We start from the raw sequence: 22,341 nt of genomic DNA on the forward strand, positions 1-22,341 counted from the left end.
TTGTGCAAGTAATATGAAAAAGTCGGTAAGGTTAACTCACTGATTGTAAAATATGACCATCTGGTGATGGAGGCGTCCCGTGCGCCTCACCCATGCGCCGGATTGCAATGACCTTTTTATTGAGCGGTCCCCAGTCATCATCTTGGTCAATGGCTGACCAAATGGCTTCGACTTCCTCTATCAACATCGATTGCGGCGATTCATCGCGCCAATATGGGTGCTTGTTATCGAAAGGTGAATAGGTGCTCAGCAGCTCTCCAAATTCCCCGTCCAGAGGACTTTGGTCGTTCCCTGTCCCAATCATAGCTTGGCGAACCTTGAAGAAGAATGTGTCGGGTTGAACCTTGCCTTCGCGCATGGCTTTTTCACAAAGCGCAACAAGCTGCGGATCGTGTTGGTCACCGCGTTCTTCAACACCAAGCCGCCAACACCATCGCCGCGCGACGGCCTTCATATAGAGTGGACCATACCGCTCCATCGCTGCGATCAGTGGTTTGCTATCGGCCAAGGGGCGCAATGCGACGGCCAATTGCCCGCAATTCCAATGGAGTGCTTCGGGTTGCCTTCCAAAGGCATAGAGCCCCGCGTGATCGAAGTAGGCAGCGGTAAAACCGGGTTCCCATTCGGGCAGCCAACGCCAAGGGCCATAGTCAAAACTCTCCCCAGTAACATTCATATTGTCGGTGTTGAGGACGCCGTGCACGAACCCTGCGACCATATAGCTTGCAGCAAGATCGGCGAGGCGTTCAACCACATTATGGAGCAGGATGACGGCGGGGTTATCGCGATCAGGTGCATCTTGTGGTGGTGGAGGTCCGGGGAAATGTTGGAGGCAATAGGCGACAAGCGCCTCCATATGATCTGCTTCCTCATACGCCATCAGGCGCTGAAATGTGCCGATCCGGATATGCGAATGAGACAAACGCACCATGACCGCAGAGCGGGTGGGCGAGGGTTCATCTCCGCGCTCAAGTTGTTCACCGGTCTCGATGATAGAGAAGGTTTTGCTGGTGTTGACGCCCAGCGCCTCAAGCATTTCTGTGGCCAGAATCTCGCGCACACCGCCTTTAAGCGTCAGCCGTCCATCGCCCGCTCTTGAAAAAGGGGTGGTGCCAGTACCCTTGGTGCCAAGGTCCATCAGGCGCCCATCGGCTCCGCGCATTTGCGCAAACAGAAATCCACGTCCATCGCCGATTTCCGGGTTGTAAACACGGAATTGGTGGCCGTGGTATTTGAGCGCAAGCGGGGCGGGGAGATTACCTTCCAGCGGCTGGAACCGCCCGAAATGCTGCGCCCACTGCTCATCGCTCAAATGGCTAAGCCCAACACTTGATGCAGCACGGACATTGCGAAACCTGATTTGCGTTTCAGGAAAATCCGCAGCCTCAACTTCAGCACCAAGCCATTCGGCAAGTGCCTCAATTTTAGGGTCGGGCTTGTAGATGGCTGCTTGCAGATTGTCGCTCATGGGGCGATAGTGGGGATGAACGCGGCGCGGCGCAAGCGCTGCTTAAACTACGGGAAATCAAAAGCCTTTATGGGCACATTGTATCAAGAGAAAAGCTGGACCAGCGCAGATGGCCTCAACCTCTACTTTCGCGATTATGCGGGGCCAGAAGGGTATGACGGGCCTCCGGTTCTGTGCATGCATGGTCTTACGCGTAACTCGCGTGATTTTGCCGATCTGGCGCGGCATATTGCCAAAACGCGGCGGGTCATTGTTCCCGAAATGCGCGGACGCGGCATGAGTGATTATGCGCCTGACAGCTCCACCTATAATCCTGCGCAGTATGTGGCCGATGTGGAACTGCTATTAAAACAGGAGCGCATTGACGGCTTTATCTCCATCGGGACGTCGATGGGCGGGTTGATGACGATGATGTTGGCGGCTGCAAACCCGGGACGTATCGCGGCTGTGGTCATCAACGATATCGGACCCAAGATCGAAATTGCAGGCTTGTCTCGTATTGGTGGTTATGTCGGGCAGGGGCGCATCTATCCCACTTGGATCCACGCTGCGCGGTCAATGGCATCGGTCCATAGCGAGGCATTTCCCGGATATGACCTCGAAGCGTGGATTGAGATGGCTAAGCGCACCATGGTGGTGAGCCAGAATGGCCGCATCAGCTATGACTATGACATGGCAGTCGCAGAACCATTCAAAGAACCAGGCAATGCGGCTCCCGTCGACCTTTGGCCTGCGTTTGACGCGTTAAAAGATGTACCGATGGTGTTGGTGCGTGGCGGACTTTCTGATTTGCTTTCTCCGGAAACAGTCGATGAAATGGGTAAGCGCAACACTGCGATGAGCCTTGCGACGGTGCCAGGTGTTGGCCATGCCCCGATGCTGAGCGAGCCAGAAGCCTTGAATGCGATTGGAGCGCTTTTGGCGAAGGTATGACCCGGCCATTATGATGATTAAACCTCCCGCGACACCCAAAGTACTACACTTGCATTCGACCTTTGCGGCCGGGGGAAAAGAGTTGCGCGCGGTGGGCCTGATGAACGCCTTTGGCGATGCGCTTGAGCATACAATTGTCTCTGGCCAACCTGATCATTTGCAGGCGCGCGCGCATATTGACGCCGCAGTGATTGCGGATTTTCCGGACGACTTTCCCTCTCTAACGGGACGGCCAACTCCGGGCAGGCTTGCGGCAATTGCCAAGGCGATGAAGCCGTTTGATCTGGTGCTCACTTATAACTGGGGTGCGATGGACGCAGTGCTCGCGCACCGTGTGTTTGCAAAGGTGATGGGCTTGCCTGCGCTTATTCATCATGAGGATGGATTTAACGAGGACGAAGCAGGCGGTCTTAAGAAAAGCCGCAATTGGATGCGTCAACTTGCTCTTCAAAATGCGCACAAGCTTGTCGTGCCCAGCAGCGTTCTTGAGAACATTGCGCTGCGGATATGGAAACAGCCTGCGCAAAAGGTCCATCGCATTGTTAATGGGATCGATACTCTCGCGTTTTCGCGCCGTCCCAAGCCAACTGCACTGCCCATCAAGAAGGGCGAAGATGAGATTTGGATCGGCACTTTGGCCGGCCTTCGCGGGGTGAAGCAGTTAACCTTGCTGGTCGAATCTTGCGCTGCAATTACTGAAGACTGGCGGCTTGTGATCCTGGGTGAAGGCCCCGAACGTGCCGCTATCGAAGCGAAAGCGTGCTCGCTTGGCGTTGAAAACCGCGTCCATTTGCCCGGCGCGCACAAGGAACCTGCCAAGGTTATCGGCCTGTTCGATATTTTTGCTCTATCCTCCAAGAGCGAGCAATTCCCTTTAAGTGTTGTTGAAGCCATGGCGGCAAGTTTGCCGGTCGCGGCACCTGACGTGGGCGATGTGAAGGCGATGGTTTCGGTCGCCAATCAACCGTTCATTGTTCCTTCGGGGCGCGCCGGAACTCTAGGTGAGGTTTTAGCTGATCTGGCGAGCAATGATAGCCTTCGCCGTGAAGTGGGCGCGCGAAATCGGGAAAAGGCGCAGGCGCATTTTGATGCGCAAACCATGATCGAAACCTACCGCGAATTGTATTGGGGGGCGATGAAAAAGACGTGAGTGAAGGGCATGCTTCACCTCCTTCTTTATACAACGCTTCGACACCCGCTTCACCGGGCGTTCAACTTACCAAAGCCAACTTAACCTCTCAACGGCCACTTTTGGCTGGGATTGGCGCTTACCCGCCATTGCGCGTTAGGCTCTCGCCCCTTAAAGAGCCGCGCTAGAGAAAACAATTGTAACGAGGAACATCCGCCCCGTGGCGCGTACTCCGACAAAATCCGATAAAGACCAACAGCCCGAAAACCCGGAAAATGGGCCCTCGCGCGAGGACGAAATCCTTATGCGCGAAATTGATGAGGCTGTGCGACAGGACGATACGGTCCAGTTCTTCCAGAAATACGGCACAGCGCTCGGCGGCGCGGTTGCGCTCATCATAGTAGGCATGTTCGGATATTGGTGGTGGGACAGCACCAATGAGGCAGCCCTTGAGGCGCAATCCGAAACCGTGATCAGCGCGCTTGATTCTGTTGAAGTAAGCGATTTTGCAGGCGCCGAAGAAAAAGTCTCTGAACTTGTCGATGACGGTTCGATTGGTGCGCGTACCATTTCGCGCTTCTTGCAGGCCGGCGCTGCTCTTGAGCAGGGCAAAGATGCTCAAGCGGTGGAACTCTACGCGTCTGTCGCCGCAGATACCGAGGCGCCGCAACCGCTGCGAGACCTTGCTCTGATCCGCGAAATTTCGACCAATTTTGATGATCGCGAACCGGCAGACATTATTGCTAAACTTGAAAGCTTGGCGGTGCCGGGCAATGCTTATTTCGGTAGCGCGGGCGAGTTGGTGGCGATCGCGCATCTCGAAGCGGGAAATCGCATAGAAGCGGGCGCGCTATTCTCTGCAATCTCTCAGGATGAAACAATTCCAGATACGTTGCGCAATCGGTCACGCCAGATGGCAGGGTTGTTAGGCGTTGATGCGATTACTGATGTTGAAGAATTGCTTGAGCAGCAAGGTGGCCCTGCACCGAATTAGGCATGGCGAGGCTATCAATGCCTGTGACAACGATATTTATGATTTGAGACTGGAATAATGATGCGAAACGGAAAAGTCGGACTGAAGGGCGTCGTCATAGCGGGGGCTTTGGCGATGGTTTTGACCGGATGCGGCGGAAAAGATCGGGCCACGCCAACGATTGGCGACCGCACCCCGATCCTTTCCCGGATCGAGAGTGGGGCGGCTGTTGATCCGGCACTTGCCGGAGTTTCCGTAGTGCTTCCGCCAGCTCAGGTGAACACCGAATGGGCACAAGTTGGCGGCTCTGCGAGCAAATCTTACGGGCACTTGGCATTGGCTGCGAGCCCTTCGAAGGTTTGGTCCCAGTCTGTTGCAGGATCGAGCAATGCAGAACGGCTCGCGGCGTCTCCTGTTACCGGTGCGGGCAAGCTTTTCGTAGCTGATACGGAAGGCGCGATTTTTGCGTTCGACAAGGCGACCGGCTCGGAAGTCTGGCGCAGCGAAGATAACGACATGAGTTCGGACATGCGTCCTTCTGCCTTTGGTGGCGGGGTCAGCTTTGAAAATGGCATTGTTTACGCAACCAATGGTGCTGGCGATGTGAAGGCTCTAAACGCTGATACGGGCGAGGAAATTTGGCGCGTCCATCCCGCAGGGCCATTGCGCGGCTCCCCGACAATCGCGTTTGGTCAAATCTATGTGATGACACAGGATAATCAGGTCATCGCTTTGAACGCGGCAGATGGAGAGCTTTTGTGGAATGAATCCGGCTCTACAGCACAATCTGGCGTGTTTGGTGTGGCCGCCCCGGCGGCAGGTCAGGGGACGATCATCGCCGGTTATTCTTCCGGTGAGCTTTCCGCTTACCGTTATGAAAACGGTCGCACACTTTGGGCCGATGCTCTGGCGCGGACCAATATTTCGACCAAGGTGAGCTCTGTTACCGACATTGATGCCGACCCAATTATCGATTCAGGCCGGGTCTATGCGCTTGGCCAAGGTGGCCGGATGGCAGCGTATGAGCTGGTAACCGGACAACGTATTTGGGAATTGAATCTTGCTGGGATATCCACACCGGCGATTGCGGGCGAGTGGATTTTCACTTTGACCGATGATGCTCGCCTGCTGGCGATTGCCCGTTCATCAGGCCGCGTGCGTTGGATCACGCAGCTTCAATCTCACCGCAATGTTGAAAAAAAGAAGAATCCAATTTTCTGGACGGGTCCGGTTCTGGCTGGCGGTCATTTGTGGGTAGCAAGCTCGCGCGGCGAAGTGTGGCAAGTAAGCGTCGGCGAAGGCTCATCGCAACTCTTCACGGACCTTGGCAAACCTGTAAGCCTCGCGCCGGTTGTCTCCGACAACATGCTCTATATTTTGGACGATTCAGGCACGGTCCACGCTTGGCGGTAAGGCCTCCTCAATCCCTGCCAATTTCAATGCAGGATAGAGACATGGCCATGTGCGCAGCAAATTAACCCTTTTGCCTTAATGGCAGAAGGGTCATGACTACGGCCACCAACGACAGCACGGTTGAGACCGCACCAGCGTCTGCTGCGGTGACATTGCCTAAGAGCGATGTCTCCTCGGGCGTCGGCTTCACTGGTCTGCTTGGATTGTTGTTGTGGATTTTGTTCTGCCGCAATTTCCCAATGGTAGCTGATTTGGCCGACTTAGAGGGTGAATATGGGGTTCTTTCGGGGCCTTACGCCTCATTGGCCGCCATGGTGTTCACTGCGGGTCCCATGGCCATTTGGTCATTGCTTGTGGACCGAGTGCACCTGCGCGCCTCAACTGGACTTGATTGGAGCCTTAAGCGCCCGATCGAGGAAACCATCGGTGTCTCTGCGATCAAGATCATTGGGCTTTGGGCCACTTGGGCAGTTTTGGCAGGGCTTTATGCATTGTGCCGGTGGTATTGGGGCGGGGACTATCTGTTTGCGATGGAAGTGCTGAGCACGGCCATTTTGCCGCTAATCGTGCTGAGCGTGCCTTATGTGATCTGGCTTGACCGTTACATGGTCGAACCCAAGGATGGGACATGGCATTTCGGTGCGCTTATCGCGACCAATCCTGCTCATGAAGACCGCAGCGACATTGATATGGCAGCCGTCAAGAAGCACTGGCGCGCATGGATCATCAAAGGGTTCTTTGGCGCGTTTATGATTTCAATCCTGCCGGGCGGGTTTGCAGTTATCGTTGAAGCCAATCCTCAGGCAATTCTGGGTAATCCGATTGAAATCGGGATGTTCTTGATCACATTCCTGTTTGTGGTCGATGTCCAGATTGGCACCGTCGGTTATCTCTTCACGCTGCGCCCCCTTGATGCGCATATCCGATCTGGCAATCCGTTTTTGAGCGGCTGGCTCGCAGCGCTTCTTTGTTATCCGCCATTTGTGTGGGGGATCATTGGCAACAACAGCCAAATCCTAAGTTATGAAGGCGGAGCAGCTGGGTGGGGGCATTGGTTGGCGGGACAACCGGGCCTCTTGTGGATTTGGGCCATCTGGTTGGTGTTCCTCACCTCCGTTTATGCGTGGGCAACGGTGGTATTTGGCATCCGCTTCTCAAACCTTACTTATCGCGGCGTTTTGACCAATGGTCCTTATCGATACACACGTCACCCGGCCTACCTATCGAAAAACCTTTTTTGGTGGTGCTCGGTGATGCCCTTTCTGGTCACCAATGGCTCTACGACCGACATGATCCGCAACTGTTTCTTCCTCGCGGTCGTGAACGCGATCTATTATTGGCGCGCGCGCACCGAAGAAGCGCATTTGCTGGCCGAAGATCCCAAGTACCAACAATATTATGACTGGATGGAAGAGAACGGAGTTATCACCGCAAGGCTTTCCAAGCTGAAGCGCGGGTTATGGGGGAAGGTCACTGGCCAAAGCCAGAAAAGAAGCCCGGATGCAACGCCGCAACAAATTGGAGGGGCGGCAGCATCGCACCCGGGCCAAGAACCCGCCGAGTAAGCGACTCCCATTGTCAGATGGGAGCCGCCGGGGTCACACAGCTCAGCGGATAAACGGGTCGCTGAATTTGGCATCATCGGCGAGGCTCTCATCAGTTAAGGTAAGCATGAAATCGACTAGAGCCTCCCTGTCGGCTTCGGAGAGATTGAGACGGCGCGGACTTCCGTTTTGCTGCAAGCGATTGTCGAGCGCAGGGCCATCTTGCACTCCGTCCGCATAATGATCGACCACCTGGCGCAATGTGGTGAAACGCCCATCGTGCATGAAGAAGCTGGAGACGCCCACGTTCTTTAAGGAAGGTGATTTGAACTCTGTCGCCTCGCCTGCATCGAGACCGTTGGAATCGCTATTGCCAACCAATGTAAAGGTTGGCGGACGGTGGCAGGCAGAGCATCCTCCGCCGCCATTGTTGACCCCGGTCATGAAAATCTCGCGCCCGCGGTCCTCGCTCGCTGAAAATCCAGGTAGCGCTTGGTCCAAAGCGCGGTTGGGCGCGCCTGCACCAAAGACCTGTGCGTAGGCCCGGTCCCAGCGGCTGTCGGATGAAATTATCGCGCGTTGGAAATGTGAAAGTGCCCGTTCCATCCGATCATCGGTGATTGCTTCATCACCAAACACAAAAGAGAACAGAGCAGGGTAATACTCCAACTCCTGCATCTTCGCGATCAGGGCATTGATCCCGCCATTTTCCGACCAACCCATTTCTGTGGCGTCGAGAATTGGTTCTAAGGCCTGATCTTCGAGGGACTCGGCGCGCTTATCCCAGAACATGTCTCCCGGGGCGAAATAGCGCACATTGGCAAGCCGCATTGCGTGCGCACCGGTTTGGCCGCCGTTAAAGCCTGACGAGAGCCGCTCATCATCGCCAAAGCCGATGCTCTGTTGGTGACATGTGGCGCAAGAGGTCGTGTCGTTGACGCTTAAAGAGGTGTCATAGAACAACACTCGGCCAAGCGTAGCGAGGGCATCGTTCACCTGATCGTCGTTTGGCGTGTTGTCGATGTCGTCAACGGTATTGTCATAGTAAGCAGGCAGTACAGGGTTTGCGTAATTGTCGAGCGCAGCCAGATCGAGTAAGAGGAATTGCTGAATGGTTTGGTTCGCTGTTGCAGTTGTATCGGTTGGGGTTGGCGTGCTTGTCGTGGTTCCCCCGGTGCCAGTAGTTGTGGCTGCGTCGCCGCCTCCACCTCCACAAGCTGCGAGTAAGGGTATGACGGCGCATGCCGCCAAAAGACCTAAATGCTTTTTTGATCCGGTTGATTTCATCATGTGGTTTCCCGTTCCTGATCCGCAGAATTTTCTTTCTGCAGACAAGGACGGAGCAGGCTTCATAAACCCGCACACATTATTGAAATTTAGTTCGCTAGCCGGCGAAAAATCAGTTGGCGGCGAGGGTCTAGGCCTGGAGCTTAAGTTCTAAAAATGGAATCCATCATCCATGGTGTCATAGCCGGTGAGTTCCCTTTCACTGATCGCCAAGGCTGAACTCTGCGCGCGCCATTCCGCGATATGCACAGTGCGCAAATGCGCCTCTAGCGCTGCTCGGTCGCGCCATTTCTCTAGAACTCGGACAAGGCCCGGATCAAAGATATCAAGCGCATAGGAATACTCGATGCAGCCTTCTTCTGCGCGGCTTCCTCGCATCATGGCTTCCATCGCAGGGCGAATGACATCGACCATGCTGGGCGGAATGCGAAAGCTCCCAATAACAACAATCATTGTGTTGCTCCTGGAACTTTATGAAAGGGGGGAGCCGTCATCGGCTTGGAATTTCTTGAGTTCAGTGATCGATATGTCCAACCCTGCAAGTGCCCCCTGAAAAGTGGCCATATGCGGGGTTCCAAAGTGGTGAGCGAGTGCAGCGTCATCGACCCATTTTTCAACGATGATGAGTTTTAAAGGGTCGAGCACATCGATCGCATAGGAATATGTGATACAGCCTTCTTCTTTGCGAGATGCCTCGATCATCGCGGTGAAAGCCGCGCGTCCTTCTTCGAGCGCCCCGGCACCCAATGTGGCTTCTGCCAACACGATAAGCATCTCATCTTCCCCCAAACATTGCAGTTTGGGAAGTATAACAAAGCTTCGCGCGTTTGCTATGGTGCAAAACGATTGGGCTTAAAACGAGTGTTTATATACTTGGCTAACGTCTTCGCCCCACTCGCCATAATAGGCATCGAGCAGACGTTGCGCTGGAACTTTGCCCGTTGAGATAATTTCATCGAGCGTTTCGAGATAGCCCGTTTCATTGTCGCCGCTGACGTTGAGACGGCCTCTTGCTGCAAGGCCTTTGTGCGCAATATTGAGCACTTCACGGCCCAAGTTTTGCATTGTTCCCCCACCAGGGATTTTCGCATCAAGACCAATTTTTGGCGCATCATTGCGAAGCGCCTCGCGCTCTTCCATCGACCAGTCTTTAACAAGATCCCATGCCGCATCGAGTGCACCTTGGTCATAAAGAAGGCCAACCCAAAGCGCGGGCAGCGCACAAATCTTGCTCCACGGCCCGCCATCTGCGCCGCGCATCTCCAAAAAACTCTTCAGGCGAACCTCGGGGAAGGCGGTGGAAAGGTGATCCCACCAATCGCTTGCCGTTGGCCGTTCGCCGGGAAGGACAGAGAGTTTTCCATCGATAAAGTCACGGAAAGAAAGACCCGCCGCATCGATGTATTTTCCGTCGCGGAAGACAAAATACATCGGTACATCAAGCATATAGTCCGCCCAGCGTTCATACCCAAAGCCATCCTCGAAGACGAAGGGAAGCATCCCTGTGCGATGGGGATCGGTGTCCGACCAGATGTGGGAGCGATAAGAAAGATAGCCGTTGGGTTTGCCTTCGGTGAAAGGCGAATTGGCGAACAGCGCGGTCGCGAGCGGTTGCAGTGCCAAGCCAACACGGAATTTCTTCACCATGTCGGCTTCGGATGAATAATCGAGATTGACCTGAATCGTGCAGGTCCGCAGCATCATATCGAGACCCAGATTACCCACTTTGGGCATATGGTTCATCATGATTTCATAACGGCCCTTTGGCATTACCGGCAGCTCTGCCCGCGTCTTATCTGGCCACATGCCAAGGCCAAGATAACCAACACCGCACTTTTCGCCGATTTCCTTTACCTGTGCGAGGTGCCGGCCGGTTTCATTGCAGGTCTCATGCAGGGTTTCGAGCGGTGCACCGGAAAGCTCAAGCTGTCCCGCAGGCTCAAGGCTCACAGCACCATCTTTGCCTTTAAGGGCGATAACGTGACCGTTTTCTTCAATCGGTTCCCAGCCAAACTGGCGAAGGCCCATTAGAAGATCGCGGATTCCGCACTCCTCATCATAAGAAGGAGCCCGCCGGTCGCCGCCTGCATCTATGCGCTTGTAAACCAGCTTTTCATGCTCGGTGCCAATGCGCCAATCCGCTTTGGGTTTTTCGCCTGCGCGCATGGGAGCGGTAAGGTCACCCATACTTTCGATGATGGGTTCATCGGTGCCTGAGGCTTCGCGTGTGCTCATTGAGGGGTCCTCTCTTGGGACGCGGCTTTATTGAAACAAGATGATATGTGGAAGTGTAAACTGGCTTTTGTTCGGCCAAGTCATTCTTTGCCTGAATGATCACTTTTTCCCCAATCACCGCAAACTGCCATCCAGACCGAAAGCGCAGAAATCGCAGCGGTTTCACCTCGAAGGATGCGCGGGCCCAGGGTGATGGGGTGCGCTTGAGGTAGGGAGCGGATCGCATTCCGTTCTGCGTCGTCAAATCCGCCCTCAGGACCAATAAGAATGGCAGCCGGGCCCGAGTGTTCAACAAATGTGTTTGTTACGGGCCCGCCGCCTTCTTCATCTGCGAAGTATAAGGTTCGTTCCTCTGGCCAATTTTTCAACAGATTATCGAGCTTTGTCGGTTCGACAATTTGCGGCAAGGCCGTGCGAGCGCATTGTTCCGCCGCCTCAGTAATGATTGTAATGGCTCGATCCGCGTTGAGCTTGTCTGCGACGCAGCGCCTCGTGACAACTGGCTGAATTTGAGCAACGCCCAATTCCGTTGCTTTTTCCAACACGAGATCAAATCGATCTTTTTTCAAAAGCGCAGCGCACAACCAAAGGTCAGGCACCTCTTCTCGCGGGCGGAGGCGCTCAGACGCGGTTACGTCAATCCGGCGTTTCGCAACCTGACCAATTCGGCCAGCCCACTCACCCGTCTGATTGTCACAAAGGATCACCGTATCGCCCACCTTCGCCCGCATCACCTTGCCAAGGTAATGAGCATGAGGCCCCTCAAGAACGATGGTGCAGCCTTCGGCAAGCGTATCCTCGACAAATAAGCGCGGCGCGCTTTTGGGCGGCCATGCTGGGGTTCTTGGGCTGGGATTTGCAGGCATGGCTTTTCCCTAAGCGTTTCTGCGGCTAGGGAAAAGCCATGCGTGCGCTCATCTGTCAGTTTGTGATTGCCTTTGTGTTTCTCGGGCTCGGTGGTTGGGCGCTATTCACCCCGCAAAGCGTTATCGATTTGGCGCTTATGCCGGAATACCGCGAAGATAGTTTTGTTCTGAGCTTCACCATGGCATGTTTTGGTTCTCAGGCCGTGATGTTTGGGATTATGGCGCTTGTAACGCGGTGGTCATCAAGAGCGTTTGCGACCTTCGCGGTGGTCCTTATCCCGTTCTTCGTTTTCAACTGGTATTTTCACTACGAAGTGCCGGTCCTGACCTCGATCGGAATGCTCGACTTTGCAGGTAATCTTATCATGTTTATCACCTGCCTTGTCGGCTGGCACGCTGCACGCAAAGATGAACAGGGGATCGGAGGGATCGTCCGGTTATGAACGAGAATGCTTCTCCAGACATCGTTCCAGATAGCGAGCACCGCGGGCTGATCGCTCGTTTGCCGCAGCTCCCCCGCGATTTGGCACAATTGGCGCGTTTTGATCGCCCGATTGGATGGTGGCTCCTGTTCTGGCCTTGTGTCTTTGGCGTGTGGCTTGCCGGGGCGGGGCCGCAATTTGCGCTGCTCGGCTGGCTTTTGCTCGGCGCGATTGCAATGCGCGGGGCAGCGTGTGTTTACAACGATATCGTCGATGCCAAACTTGACGCAAGCGTCGCGCGCACCGCTTTACGCCCGGTGGCGAGTGGAAGGGTTAGTAAGAAGCTTGCTTGGGGCTGGCTGATTTTCCTGTGCCTTATTGGGCTTGTCGTCCTCCTTCAGCTTCGCCTGAGTGCGCAAGTGGTCGCCTTGGCGAGCCTCGCCTTGGTTGCCGCCTATCCTTTCATGAAGCGCATTACATGGTGGCCGCAGGCGTGGCTTGGCATGGTGTTCAATTGGGGGTTGCTCGTCGGTTGGACTGAACTCAGGTTCGACAATTGGGACGCTTTGGGCGCGCTTTATGCTGGTTGTATCTGCTGGGTTATTGGTTTTGACACGATCTATGCGTTGCAGGATCGAGAGGATGATGCATTGGTCGGCATCAAATCTAGCGCACTTCGCATGGGAAAGAATGTGCACGCAGGGGTAGCGGCGTTTTACAGCGCGACCATTGGGCTGTGGGGGCTGGGCATCTGGCTCTACCGCCCAGATATATTTGCACTCTTGGCACTGCTTCCTGTGGCAGGTCATTTGCTGTGGCAAATCTCGACACTTGACCCCAATGACCCAGATAGCCCGCTCGAACGTTTCCGATCTAACCGATGGGCAGGGGCGTTAATGGCCGCGGCATGTTTTGTGGTTGGCAACGCAGGGGCTTAAGACGCGCGATGTGCAACCTCTATCGCATGACAAAAACTCAAGATGAGATTGCAAAACTGTTCGATGCAACTGACGTAGGTCCACCTGCGAACTTTGGTGAGGAGGTCTACCCCGGTTATCCGGGATTGGTCGTGGCGGCTAATGCTGCAGGGGCATACCAAGTCGGCACGATGAGTTGGGGGTTCCCTCTCGTAATGAAGGGCAAGGATGGTCAACCGCTCAAGCCCAAACCTGTCAACAACGCCCGCACAGACAAACTCGATGGGTTTTTCTGGCGTTCGTCTTTTGAGCGGCGACGGTGCCTTATACCGCTCACTGCATGGGCAGAGGCGCAAGGGCCGAAGGGAGCAAAAACCCGAACATGGCTCTCGCTCCCTGATGCCGAAACCTTTGCCTGCGCCGGTGTTTGGCGAAAGAGCGAGGAGTTTGGGACCTGCTACTCAATGGTTATGACAAACAGTGCAGGCTCAGCGGCTGAAAGCGTCCATAACCGAATGCCAGTAATCCTTGCGCAAGGGGACTATCGGCGATGGATTTTGGGCTCGCCCGATGAGGCAAAGGCCCTTTGCCAACCTTGGGATAATGCCATCACGATTGATGCAACAGACGAAGCATGGACACGTGGCAGCGCGGGTACAAACGGTCTTTTGTGAGTTCCGGCGTCTGACCGATCTGCAAACATGGGTTCGCGGGGTATGATCTCATTCATCACGCGTCTCCCTCATAGCTGATTACTTCAAATTCAATCCCGTCCCAGTCGACGAAGTAGAAACGCTGACCCGGGTCGTAGTTGCCGTGGCTCGTGGGCTCTAAACCGGCTTGAATAACAACAGTTTCTGCCGCCGCCAGATCATCAACAAGCAATCCGACATGGTTGAGTGGTTGCCCCTTTGTGTGGCGTCGCCCTGCTTCGGAGTGAACCTCTTCATTGGTGTATAGCGCCATATAGTTGGCCCCGTTTCCAGGTGCGCCGACATGAATGGTGTTGCCCCCCAATTGGGATTCGCCGCGCCAACGCTCTTCCCAACCGAGCAGATTTTTGAACAGCTCAGCGCTCCTTTCAGGGTTCGTCACAGTGAGATTTGCATGTTCAATTCGTCCTAAGGCCATTGGTATTTCTCCTTTTTTGCAAGAGCGTGATCCAACTGCGAATCACAATGTAGGACAATCATGCAACCTCAACCTAACTTGAGATCAAGCTATTCGTTTGCTATGGGTAGGTATGACTAAAACACCCTCCCAGAATCGTTTATCCCATAGGGACCTGATCCCGATCGGTGAGATGTCACGCCGCACAGGGCAAACCGTCTCCGCTATCCGCTTTTATGAAGATAAAGGCTTGCTGGAGCCGATCCGAACTGGTGGTAATCAGCGTCGATTTCTGCGGTCAGACATCAGGCGCGTTAGCTTCATTCTCATCGCGCAAAAGCTGGGGTTGAGCCTCGCGCAAATTCAATGGGTAATGCGTGACCTGCCCCATGGGCGAACGCCCACGGCCAAGGATTGGCAGCGAATTAGTAAAGCGATCAGGGCTTCGATTGACGCGCAGATTGCAGCGTTGGAACGCACCCGCGACCGGCTTGATGGGTGCATTGGGTGTGGGTGTCTCAGCCTTAAGAAATGCGCAATTTACAATCCGGATGACAGGCTTGGCCAAGAGGGCCCGGGGCCTCGCCAAATCCTAACGGACGCACTGGAGGCTGAACCGCCGCCTGCATAAACGCAGTCTCAATGGTCTCCGGGGCCGAGTGCCGGATCAAGATCACGCGGGCGCTTGAAATGGACCAATTTGCCCGTGAACTTTTTTAGGTCTGCCCAGCTTTCGATATTGCACTCAACAATTGCAAAAGAGCCGGTCGGAAATTTGATGATTAGCTCTTTGAATAGATCATTCTCATTCGAAGGTGAGACCAGTTCAAGCACAGTTTCATAAAGCCCTGGATTATGGCCTGAGATCAGGACCGCATCGGCGTCTCCGCCATGCTCCTGCACAACTTCAAAAATCGTATCGGGGCTCGCCAAATATAGCCGGTCATCAAACGTAAGGTCCATCTCAGGCAGGCCAACGTCGAAGGTTGCTTTTACGCGCTGCGCGGGGCTGGCGATGACTTTATCCCACACTTGCCCATCTTCGCGAATATGGTCACCCATTACCACCGCGCCATTGCGCCCGCGCTCGTTCAAGCCGCGATCAAAGTCGCGGCTTGCCCCATCGCTCCAATCGGATTTTGCGTGGCGCAGTATTCCCAATAGTTTTGCCAAGTGGCGGTCCCCAAAGCATGTCGGCGAAGTGAAGGATTCTTCATGCCACGACTTGAGGCCAAATGGAATGCGGCAGTCTCACGATTTTGCCTGTGGGCTGTATGCCGCGGGGAAGTGCAGAATCGCGAAGACTGCCGTTTTTGAGGTCGAGGTCACGAGGAGAGCCCCGACCCGCAAAACAAAATCTGTTTTGAACCGGGCTAATCAGACAAAGCTGGGATCGGCGGCTAAAAGTAAACCGTGCATCGTAGTCGCTGCGGCGAGCATAGCAGCAAGGATAACGCTGATGTTCTCCGCCTTGGTCCGTGCCAATTGAGGCAAACGCCTTTTGCCAAACAGAGGCTTAGCGTTTTTGCGGAATTCTTCGGCATATCGTGGGTGCTCTGTCCCCATCATCCTGTCCCAAAATGTGAAGTAGAACCCGTAATTGTAGCCGGACGAATGATGTAGATCATGGTGCGTGGTGGTGCTGATCCAACTCGTGAGCGGGTTGTCTACCCAGCCTGCCGGAAAAAGCTCGCTGCCAGCATGGGCCATCACATTGCGGATGATCATGTGCCAAAGGAAGAATAGGATCGCGAGGCCAGCATATTGAATGCCGATCGCACTGGTCACGATCAGGAAAATCGGCATGTAGATGGCTTCGACTACGGCTTCCAACGTCGCGAAACTGTAAGCAGTCCACGGTGTAGGCGTCCGCGATTTATGATGGTGCAGATGAGCGATCTTGAACAATGCCTTGGTATGCATCGCCCGGTGGATCCAATAGAAATAGGCATCATGAACCAGCACGATCAGAGCAAATTGCCATGCGATCGTGAAAAGCGGCGCGCTATCCAACTTGAACTCAATCAGGCCAAGCTCGCGTCCCACTAAAGTGATTAGTGTCACAAAGGCGAACACCAGAACCGTCCGGAATGATGAAAGAACTTCCCGAATATAGTCTTTGCGTGATGCGGAGCGTTTGCGCTGAATGCGCCGTGCATCTGACCAGCTGCGAAACACGAGGAGAAACACGGTGAGCGCGCCCGCCGCGATCAGATACCGCCCAAGATCGAAATATAGCACATTTGCAAAGTGTTCAGAGACACGGGCAACGGCGTATTGGAACGTCGGTGTGCTGGCCTGCTCAGCAGCTGTAAGGGTGGTCGGCGTCGTCATGCAAAAGCTCCCATTCGCTTGGTCGGCATATTGACTGCACGATACTGACCCTCAAGTCCCAGCAGCTTTACACAATCCCGCTCAATTTCAAAATTGAGCATGTGTTTTCAGTTTTGATCAGATTTGCTGATCTCGGGCCGAACCGGATTTCCAGCAAAGGCACGCTTGCGAAATTCACTTGGAGAGGAGCCGGTGAGTTCGCGAAATGCCCGGTTGAATGGGGGAAGGGAATTGTACCCCAAATCCATTGCGATTGTGAGCACAGGCAAATCAACATGTTCGCCAGATGACAGCATTCTTTGCGCCTCCGCGATCCGGTATCGGTTTAAGAATGCGCTAAAATTGCGATGGCCAAGGCGGCTATTGATAAGCGCGCGAAGGCGATGGGGAGGTGTATCGAGTTGATCGGCAAGTGCCGCAATAGTCAGACCGGGCGCATTGTAGGCACCCTCACTCATTGCAGCGGCAAGCTTGTCGTGAAGCACTTTTTCCGATGGCGAGAGGTCCAGTTCAGGGATTAGGTCATCATCACCCGCAGTACTTTGTTGTTCATCCCTTCGAGGAAGCAATTCGCGATTGGTGCGAAACAACGAGAGACTTGCAAAAAGCATGAGCATAAGGATGACAATGGAGTTCAGCAAAGAAAGGGCTGGACGCTTGACGTCAACAACCGAAATGAGCTCGAGCATCTCGACAGATAGAATTTGCCCAGCCTGCAGTGCGGCGAGCAAAGGGAGCCACAGGCGAACTACGCGCCGATCCTCCACGAGATCATCGTCGCGTTCGAAAACTCCGACACGTACAAGGTCGACTACCAAGGCAAGCGAGACCAGCTGGATTATGATAAAGCCGCCGCTTACAGCGAAGGGCACGAAACTCCGCAAAAACCAACCAAAGACCATCACAGTTATCACGCTCAGCATGATTCGACGTTCTGGTTCGCGTTCAAACAACCGGCGGCCAAAAAGCCATATCCAAAACGGCGTCGACAGTGATACAAAGATGAGCCATGGCTCCAGCAGGCTATTGGATGGTGTAAGCAAGGAAGAATTAAGCACGTAGCTGATCGAGCCAACCAACATCCCTATCAACGGGACCCGCACGGAAAGGCGCACTTCGCTTGCGACCACCATCGCGATCAGCGTCAAACCGCTGCCGATGGAAATCAACCGGATCAAATAGTCCCATTGCTCAATCATGCGAAACTATCTGGGATATTATCGTCTAAGATTCCAGTGTTCTGATCGACTTTCGGCTTGTCTTCGCCGATAAGACCGCCGCTAACCCTTTCAAGCGCTTCGTCCAGAGTTACCCGGCGCACCATCGTGCCTTCGGGAAACGCGGAGAGAAGCCGTGAGGGAAACGCAGAGGAAAGCACAACGAAATGGCCTGCGTCATCCTTGTTTCTGATGAGGCGCCCAAATGCCTGTGCAAGCCTGGCGCGGATGATACGATCATCATGGGAAGAACCGCCGTTTGCTGCGCGGCGCGCCTTATGCAGAATGTCAGGGCGGGGCCACGGTACGGCCTCTAGTACCACACAGCGAAGCGAGCGGCCGGGAACGTCTACACCGTCGCGCAACGCATCGGTGCCTAGCAGGCTCGAGCGCGGATCATCGCGGAAGATATCGACAAGCGTGCCCGTATCGATCGGGTCCACATGCTGCGCGTAAAGCGGGAGACCTTCGCGCGCCAATCTGTCGGCAATGCGGCCATGGACGGCACGCATCCGCCGAATGGCCGTGAACAGGCCAAGGACGCCTCCTTCGCTTGCCTCAATGAGCCTTGCATAGGCGCCTGCAAGTCCGGGGAGATCGCCCTTTTTCACATCGGTGACAATCAAGACTTCGGCGCGTTTGGCATAGTCGAAGGGGCTTTGAGCCGCGGTGAGGAGTGGCTGGCTTTCAATATGTGCAGCGCCGGAGCGAGCGATAGCACTTTCCCACTGGTCGCCTGCTTCCGCGCCAACGCGATCGGTCAGTGTCGCGCTGGTGAGCATGACGCCGTGAGCAGGTTCAAGCACTGCTTTGGCAAAGGGTTTCATCGGGTCAAGCCAGCGGCGGTGGATCGCCACGTCAAACTCGCGCGCATCAGAACGATCCACGGCAAGCCAATCGACAAATTCCGGATCTGCTGGGCCCCCGAGCCTCACCAATAGCGATTCCCAAGCAGCCAGTAGATCCGCCCGCCACGCAAGTGAGAAACGTGCCCCCTCAATCCGTGCTCGGCCTTGTCCGTCAAGCCAATCTGGCGGGTCTGCCATTACCGCTTCGAGCCGCGCACCCAGACGCATTAAAGGCGTCCGAACGCTTGCCAACGCTTCGGCAGCAGTATTGGCAGCCTCTATCACGTCACCGGGCAGACCGCTGGCCTCGGTCTCTATACCGTAACCTGCCTCTTGCCCCGTTTCATCGCGTGCATAGGTGACGGTGCGCACTGCCGATAACAAAGCCTCTGCTGGTCCAGAGGGTTCGTTTTCATGAAGCCGCTGGAGCCAACCTTCGCTGGGAAGGGCGGAGGCATTTTCGCAGGCCTGTTCAATCGCTTCGCCGCCTTCTTCATCATAGGACGCCACATCGGCGAGCCGTGCAGAAAGTCCGCGTCTTCGTCCGCGGTTCTTGCGCTCTGGTCCCATGATCCAGCGTCTGAGTTCGATTGCCTCTTGCCCGGAAATGGTCGCGGCAAAGGTCGAATCCGCGGCCTCAAAAACGTGATGACCCTCATCGAAGATAACTCGGGTGGGACGCTGTGCGTGGTCTCTGCCACGGGCTGCATTCACCATCACTAATGCATGGTTGGCGATTACAAGATCGGCTTGCGCGCTGTCTCTTGCTGCACGTTCGATAAAACACTTCCGGTAATGTGGGCATCCGGCATAGACGCATTCACCACGCTGATCGGTGAGTGCTGCAATCCCGCGTTTGCGGAACAGAGTACCCAACCATCCAGGCAAATCCCCGCCGATCATATCTCCATCGCGGGAAAAGCTCGCCCAGCGCGCGACCAATTGCGCAAGGATCGCAGGGCGTCCAGCAAAGCCACCTTGCAATGCGTCTTCGAGATTGAGGAGGCAAAGGTAATTCTCGCGGCCCTTGCGCACCACAACAGGCGGCGTTCCATCTGGGCGTTTCATCGGCCACGCTCGCCTGCTTTCTGTACGCAATTGCCGCTGAAGGTTCTTGGTGAAGGTCGAGACCCAAACAGTTCCGCCTGACTGCGTAGCCCAAAGCGAAGAGGGTGCGAGATAGCCAAGTGTTTTGCCAATACCTGTGCCCGCCTGCGCCAATGCGACATGCGGTAACTCGCTGCGCTGACGTGGAGCAAATATCTTGGCAACGTCGCTGGAATAATCTCGTTGACCCTCGCGCCGTTCAGCGGCCTCACCGGTTAGCTCATCAAGCTTTGCCAGCACATCCGCGGACGGCAAATCCACTTGACGTGGCGGCCCGCGTTCACCGGCTTCTTCCCATTCGGGCAATGCTGAAAATAGCCAGCGTTCTGCTTTTTCCGGCCGTGCGATGTGCGGTTTGATAACCTGTGCCCAAGGCCAGCGAAGCTTCTCCAACGACTGAAGTGAAGACCAAGCGCCGGCGCGTTCGAACCATTCCGGATCCTCGCAAGCCTCAGCCAGCGCGCCCGCAGCCTTTTGCAGGAAGGCAGGGACCGCCTCATCGCCCTCTGGCTCATCCAAGCCCAAGGCAGACGCAAGCCCGCGCGGTGTCGGCACGCAAAAACGTGCCGGATGTACGAAGGCGAAAAGCTCAAGCAGATCGAGCCCAGACAAATCTGGATAACCCAGCCGGTTGGCGACGAGTGGCGCATTTAAAAGCAGTACGGGCGTATCCGCCGCCGCCATAATTGCATCCCCTTTGGACACGGCTTTAGTCGACCCATTAGTTGCACGAAGCCAATTGCCAGAATGGCTGGCATGAAGCGCGGGAAGGGGGAGGGGGGATGGTTCGCTCACGGTGCCAATTTGATGGCGGGGCAAGGGGCCGTTGTAAACGCCTCAAGGGCAGACAACTGTGGCTTTGCCTCTCGAAGCTTGAAAAAGAGGGACGACCTGGCATCTCAGTCCCGAGATCGGATGCCAAGCCGCCCCTCCCTTGCGACCCTACGGGTGAACGCCCAAGGCGAAGCAAGGACGCATCATGGAGACCCGCATTTGAAAATTCGGTATTGCCGCCCGAAAGGTTACATTCCCGGGCGGCAAAGTTTGGTCAGAAACTCTTCTGAACTCCGACAGTGAGTGAGTAGTCGGTTGGCATTTGTGGGCCATTGAGATCTTGGACAATTGGGATACCGCCTTCGATGCCGAGCCGCCATCCTTTTAGTGTGCCACCGGTCGCAGCAAAATTCACTCCAACAAGTCCGGTTAAACTCTCTCCCCCTTGAAAATCGGGATTGGCGGTTTGGACAGGGCCAGCGATCAAGGGATCAATCCCGTCAACTCGCCCGATGGTTTCTGTTTGTAAGCGACCTGAAAGCGCAACACCTTCAACAAGCGAGGCGGCTACCCAAACCGTCGCAGATGCGCGGTTGCCGTAGGAATAGCCTTCGTCGTTTTCGCCCAGGCGCACAGTGCCTCTGATCTGCGCGCCCCATCCAAAGGCATCGTTCTGATCGCGGTAAGTAATCCCCGGCTCTAGATCGAAAGTGCCCGAACCCAATTGCATTGGGTAAGGTAGGCGGACAGTCGCAGTGGTGCCCATTGGTGTTAGAATATCATCGGTCTGCGTGTTTGAGCCTGTGGGAAGCGAAAGCCCGGCGTTGATATGAATATTGTCGGTAATCCCTATCAATGCTGCGACCTTCGTGTCGCCAAAGCCAGCCGCGCTGGTGCGGAAAGTTCCCAATTGATTGGTGCCCATGCCGCCTTGGAACGTGATGTGTTCCATCTCTTTCGACCAATAATTTGCCATCACCATCAAGGTGACTTGGTCCGAAAGCCCGTACATCACACCGGCCATATGCATGTCCATGCGCATGTCAGTTGGCACAATGCGCAAGGTCGGCGGTTGGCCGGGAGCGCCTGCAAAGCGATTGGGTATGGTTGTCGCGACAGTTTCGGGCGTGACGTTGTCAGTCCCGATTTGAATGCCGCCCATGTCCATATGCATGAGGCGATAACTCACCATCCATTCGCCTTTGGCATGGCGGTGATCGCCCATCACTCCGATTGGGGCGTGGTCAAGCGCGTTGATATGACCTTCATCCGCAGCAGCGGGGACGGCGCCAGACAAGACGCAAGTAAGCGCGAGCAGACTGCCCGCAACGTTAAACGGTTTCATTGATTAGTACTCCTAAGGACCTGAGAATGTGTGATTTCAGATCAGGAGTGGCGGACCTCTTGCATCATAGGCGGGGAATGGAGGACGCGTTTTTAGAGCGCGAACGGGCTCTGGCTCGGGAAGAGAGCGCTGCGTTTGCGGGACGTCAACAACGACAGACTCAGCTGGAAGGCTTGAACCACAAGCAGAACAGCAAGGCTGCGCGTTTGGGCCATCGGCATGCCCTTCATGCGATGTTTCATCATGGCTTTGATGAGCGCCGTCATGGGCGTAGACTTCATGCTCTATCGCTGATGCTTGGACCGGCTCGGTATTAAGCGGTGGGAGGCAGCACGGTGCACCAAAGGCGACCCGCACAGCAAAGGCGAGCAGCATGACGGTCAGCAGGAAAGGATGATTGTTTTTCGTCATCGCATCTT

General features: G+C 55.1%; 22 protein-coding genes. 9 read left to right on the forward strand and 13 right to left on the reverse strand.

From position 1 onward, the window contains the following. Nucleotides 1–31: 31 nt before the first annotated feature. The gene (locus tag ABJ205_RS05645; RefSeq protein WP_348158670.1) at nucleotides 32–1,468 is read right to left on the reverse strand and encodes a protein adenylyltransferase SelO family protein; all 1,437 of its coding nucleotides are present in this window, start codon (nucleotides 1,466–1,468) and stop codon (nucleotides 32–34) included. 69 nt (nucleotides 1,469–1,537) lie between these two features. Between ABJ205_RS05645 and ABJ205_RS05650 the strand changes: the two genes are divergently transcribed. From ABJ205_RS05650 to ABJ205_RS05670, 5 genes are all read left to right on the forward strand, one after another. Then, nucleotides 1,538–2,401, forward strand: a complete 864-nt coding sequence (locus ABJ205_RS05650) for an alpha/beta hydrolase (protein ID WP_348158669.1) — start codon at nucleotides 1,538–1,540, stop codon at nucleotides 2,399–2,401. Nucleotides 2,402–2,411: 10 nt separating this feature from the next. Continuing rightward, the gene (locus ABJ205_RS05655) at nucleotides 2,412–3,551 is read left to right on the forward strand and encodes a glycosyltransferase family 4 protein (RefSeq protein WP_348158667.1); all 1,140 of its coding nucleotides are present in this window, start codon (nucleotides 2,412–2,414) and stop codon (nucleotides 3,549–3,551) included. Between the two features lie 199 nt (nucleotides 3,552–3,750). Further along, complete coding sequence (locus ABJ205_RS05660) at nucleotides 3,751–4,524, forward strand: tetratricopeptide repeat protein (protein WP_348158665.1); 774 nt, start codon at nucleotides 3,751–3,753, stop codon at nucleotides 4,522–4,524. A gap of 57 nt (nucleotides 4,525–4,581) precedes the next feature. Next, on the forward strand, nucleotides 4,582–5,916 hold the full coding sequence (locus tag ABJ205_RS05665; protein WP_348158663.1) for a PQQ-binding-like beta-propeller repeat protein: 1,335 nt from the start codon (nucleotides 4,582–4,584) through the stop codon (nucleotides 5,914–5,916). Between the two features lie 92 nt (nucleotides 5,917–6,008). After that, a complete protein-coding gene (locus ABJ205_RS05670; protein WP_348158661.1) occupies nucleotides 6,009–7,481 on the forward strand; it encodes a protein-S-isoprenylcysteine methyltransferase in 1,473 nt (490 codons plus the stop codon). Between the two features lie 42 nt (nucleotides 7,482–7,523). Here the strand turns inward: ABJ205_RS05670 and ABJ205_RS05675 are convergent, their stop codons facing one another. The 5 genes from ABJ205_RS05675 to ABJ205_RS05695 form a co-directional block, all read right to left on the reverse strand. Further along, nucleotides 7,524–8,750 carry a cytochrome c peroxidase gene (locus ABJ205_RS05675; protein ID WP_348158659.1) on the reverse strand — a complete coding sequence of 409 codons (1,227 nt, stop codon included), beginning with the start codon at nucleotides 8,748–8,750 and terminating at the stop codon, nucleotides 7,524–7,526. 147 nt (nucleotides 8,751–8,897) lie between these two features. Then, nucleotides 8,898–9,200 (reverse strand): putative quinol monooxygenase, encoded by a 303-nt coding sequence (locus tag ABJ205_RS05680; protein ID WP_348158658.1) that lies wholly within the window; start codon nucleotides 9,198–9,200, stop codon nucleotides 8,898–8,900. A gap of 18 nt (nucleotides 9,201–9,218) precedes the next feature. Beyond that, complete coding sequence (locus ABJ205_RS05685) at nucleotides 9,219–9,521, reverse strand: putative quinol monooxygenase (protein ID WP_348158656.1); 303 nt, start codon at nucleotides 9,519–9,521, stop codon at nucleotides 9,219–9,221. A 78-nt stretch (nucleotides 9,522–9,599) separates the two neighbouring features. Continuing rightward, a complete protein-coding gene (locus ABJ205_RS05690; RefSeq protein ID WP_348158655.1) occupies nucleotides 9,600–10,982 on the reverse strand; it encodes a glutamate--cysteine ligase in 1,383 nt (460 codons plus the stop codon). A gap of 80 nt (nucleotides 10,983–11,062) precedes the next feature. Beyond that, nucleotides 11,063–11,848 carry a 16S rRNA (uracil(1498)-N(3))-methyltransferase gene (locus ABJ205_RS05695; protein ID WP_348158654.1) on the reverse strand — a complete coding sequence of 262 codons (786 nt, stop codon included), beginning with the start codon at nucleotides 11,846–11,848 and terminating at the stop codon, nucleotides 11,063–11,065. A 38-nt stretch (nucleotides 11,849–11,886) separates the two neighbouring features. Between ABJ205_RS05695 and ABJ205_RS05700 the strand changes: the two genes are divergently transcribed. The 3 genes from ABJ205_RS05700 to ABJ205_RS05710 are packed head-to-tail and all read left to right on the forward strand — an operon-like array spanning nucleotide 11,887 to nucleotide 13,861. Further along, nucleotides 11,887–12,291 (forward strand): hypothetical protein, encoded by a 405-nt coding sequence (locus ABJ205_RS05700; RefSeq protein ID WP_348158652.1) that lies wholly within the window; start codon nucleotides 11,887–11,889, stop codon nucleotides 12,289–12,291. Further along, a complete protein-coding gene (gene ubiA / locus ABJ205_RS05705) occupies nucleotides 12,288–13,208 on the forward strand; it encodes a 4-hydroxybenzoate octaprenyltransferase (protein WP_348158650.1) in 921 nt (306 codons plus the stop codon). The genes ABJ205_RS05700 and ubiA overlap by 4 nt, the downstream gene beginning before the upstream one ends. An 8-nt stretch (nucleotides 13,209–13,216) precedes the next feature. After that, a complete protein-coding gene (locus ABJ205_RS05710) occupies nucleotides 13,217–13,861 on the forward strand; it encodes an SOS response-associated peptidase family protein (RefSeq protein ID WP_348158648.1) in 645 nt (214 codons plus the stop codon). A 55-nt stretch (nucleotides 13,862–13,916) separates the two neighbouring features. On the opposite strand, the gene ABJ205_RS05715 is transcribed toward ABJ205_RS05710, so the two are convergent. Continuing rightward, nucleotides 13,917–14,318, reverse strand: a complete 402-nt coding sequence (locus ABJ205_RS05715; protein ID WP_348158646.1) for a VOC family protein — start codon at nucleotides 14,316–14,318, stop codon at nucleotides 13,917–13,919. Nucleotides 14,319–14,430: 112 nt separating this feature from the next. Here ABJ205_RS05715 and soxR point away from each other — a divergent pair, with 112 nt between their 5' ends. After that, nucleotides 14,431–14,928: a redox-sensitive transcriptional activator SoxR gene (gene soxR, locus ABJ205_RS05720; protein WP_348158644.1), complete on the forward strand. Its 498-nt coding sequence runs from the start codon at nucleotides 14,431–14,433 to the stop codon at nucleotides 14,926–14,928. An 8-nt stretch (nucleotides 14,929–14,936) separates the two neighbouring features. Here soxR and ABJ205_RS05725 read toward each other — a convergent pair whose 3' ends face one another. From ABJ205_RS05725 to ABJ205_RS05750, 6 genes are all read right to left on the reverse strand, one after another. Then, nucleotides 14,937–15,470, reverse strand: coding sequence for a histidine phosphatase family protein (locus ABJ205_RS05725; protein WP_348158642.1), 534 nt, complete (start codon nucleotides 15,468–15,470; stop codon nucleotides 14,937–14,939). 204 nt (nucleotides 15,471–15,674) lie between these two features. Beyond that, a complete protein-coding gene (locus ABJ205_RS05730; protein ID WP_348158641.1) occupies nucleotides 15,675–16,631 on the reverse strand; it encodes a sterol desaturase family protein in 957 nt (318 codons plus the stop codon). A gap of 107 nt (nucleotides 16,632–16,738) precedes the next feature. Then, nucleotides 16,739–17,830 carry a helix-turn-helix domain-containing protein gene (locus tag ABJ205_RS05735; RefSeq protein ID WP_348158639.1) on the reverse strand — a complete coding sequence of 364 codons (1,092 nt, stop codon included), beginning with the start codon at nucleotides 17,828–17,830 and terminating at the stop codon, nucleotides 16,739–16,741. Beyond that, complete coding sequence (locus ABJ205_RS05740) at nucleotides 17,827–20,487, reverse strand: ATP-dependent DNA helicase (RefSeq protein ID WP_348158638.1); 2,661 nt, start codon at nucleotides 20,485–20,487, stop codon at nucleotides 17,827–17,829. Before ABJ205_RS05740 ends, ABJ205_RS05735 begins: the two co-directional genes overlap by 4 nt. A 364-nt stretch (nucleotides 20,488–20,851) precedes the next feature. Then, nucleotides 20,852–21,922 (reverse strand): transporter, encoded by a 1,071-nt coding sequence (locus tag ABJ205_RS05745; protein ID WP_348158636.1) that lies wholly within the window; start codon nucleotides 21,920–21,922, stop codon nucleotides 20,852–20,854. Nucleotides 21,923–21,958: 36 nt separating this feature from the next. Beyond that, nucleotides 21,959–22,333 (reverse strand): hypothetical protein, encoded by a 375-nt coding sequence (locus tag ABJ205_RS05750; protein WP_348158635.1) that lies wholly within the window; start codon nucleotides 22,331–22,333, stop codon nucleotides 21,959–21,961. Nucleotides 22,334–22,341 lie beyond the last annotated feature (8 nt).

It is taken from the genome of Erythrobacter sp. (genome assembly GCF_039988855.1).
GTDB lineage: Bacteria > Pseudomonadota > Alphaproteobacteria > Sphingomonadales > Sphingomonadaceae > Erythrobacter.

Excerpts from the sequence above, each read along its gene's own strand:
- ABJ205_RS05645 (WP_348158670.1), bottom strand. The coding sequence starts at position 1,468 with ATGAGCGACAATCTGCAAGCAGCCATCTACAAGCCCGACCCTAAAATT.
- ABJ205_RS05650 (WP_348158669.1), top strand. The coding sequence starts at position 1,538 with ATGGGCACATTGTATCAAGAGAAAAGCTGGACCAGCGCAGATGGCCTC.
- ABJ205_RS05655 (WP_348158667.1), top strand. The coding sequence starts at position 2,412 with ATGATGATTAAACCTCCCGCGACACCCAAAGTACTACACTTGCATTCG.
- ABJ205_RS05665 (WP_348158663.1), top strand. The coding sequence starts at position 4,582 with ATGATGCGAAACGGAAAAGTCGGACTGAAGGGCGTCGTCATAGCGGGG.
- ABJ205_RS05670 (WP_348158661.1), top strand. The coding sequence starts at position 6,009 with ATGACTACGGCCACCAACGACAGCACGGTTGAGACCGCACCAGCGTCT.
- ABJ205_RS05675 (WP_348158659.1), bottom strand. The coding sequence starts at position 8,750 with ATGATGAAATCAACCGGATCAAAAAAGCATTTAGGTCTTTTGGCGGCA.
- ABJ205_RS05680 (WP_348158658.1), bottom strand. The coding sequence starts at position 9,200 with ATGATTGTTGTTATTGGGAGCTTTCGCATTCCGCCCAGCATGGTCGAT.
- ABJ205_RS05685 (WP_348158656.1), bottom strand. The coding sequence starts at position 9,521 with ATGCTTATCGTGTTGGCAGAAGCCACATTGGGTGCCGGGGCGCTCGAA.
- ABJ205_RS05690 (WP_348158655.1), bottom strand. The coding sequence starts at position 10,982 with ATGAGCACACGCGAAGCCTCAGGCACCGATGAACCCATCATCGAAAGT.
- ABJ205_RS05695 (WP_348158654.1), bottom strand. The coding sequence starts at position 11,848 with ATGCCTGCAAATCCCAGCCCAAGAACCCCAGCATGGCCGCCCAAAAGC.
- ABJ205_RS05700 (WP_348158652.1), top strand. The coding sequence starts at position 11,887 with ATGCGTGCGCTCATCTGTCAGTTTGTGATTGCCTTTGTGTTTCTCGGG.
- ubiA (WP_348158650.1), top strand. The coding sequence starts at position 12,288 with ATGAACGAGAATGCTTCTCCAGACATCGTTCCAGATAGCGAGCACCGC.
- ABJ205_RS05710 (WP_348158648.1), top strand. The coding sequence starts at position 13,217 with ATGTGCAACCTCTATCGCATGACAAAAACTCAAGATGAGATTGCAAAA.
- ABJ205_RS05715 (WP_348158646.1), bottom strand. The coding sequence starts at position 14,318 with ATGGCCTTAGGACGAATTGAACATGCAAATCTCACTGTGACGAACCCT.
- soxR (WP_348158644.1), top strand. The coding sequence starts at position 14,431 with ATGACTAAAACACCCTCCCAGAATCGTTTATCCCATAGGGACCTGATC.
- ABJ205_RS05730 (WP_348158641.1), bottom strand. The coding sequence starts at position 16,631 with ATGACGACGCCGACCACCCTTACAGCTGCTGAGCAGGCCAGCACACCG.
- ABJ205_RS05735 (WP_348158639.1), bottom strand. The coding sequence starts at position 17,830 with ATGATTGAGCAATGGGACTATTTGATCCGGTTGATTTCCATCGGCAGC.
- ABJ205_RS05740 (WP_348158638.1), bottom strand. The coding sequence starts at position 20,487 with ATGGCGGCGGCGGATACGCCCGTACTGCTTTTAAATGCGCCACTCGTC.
- ABJ205_RS05745 (WP_348158636.1), bottom strand. The coding sequence starts at position 21,922 with ATGAAACCGTTTAACGTTGCGGGCAGTCTGCTCGCGCTTACTTGCGTC.
- ABJ205_RS05750 (WP_348158635.1), bottom strand. The coding sequence starts at position 22,333 with ATGACGAAAAACAATCATCCTTTCCTGCTGACCGTCATGCTGCTCGCC.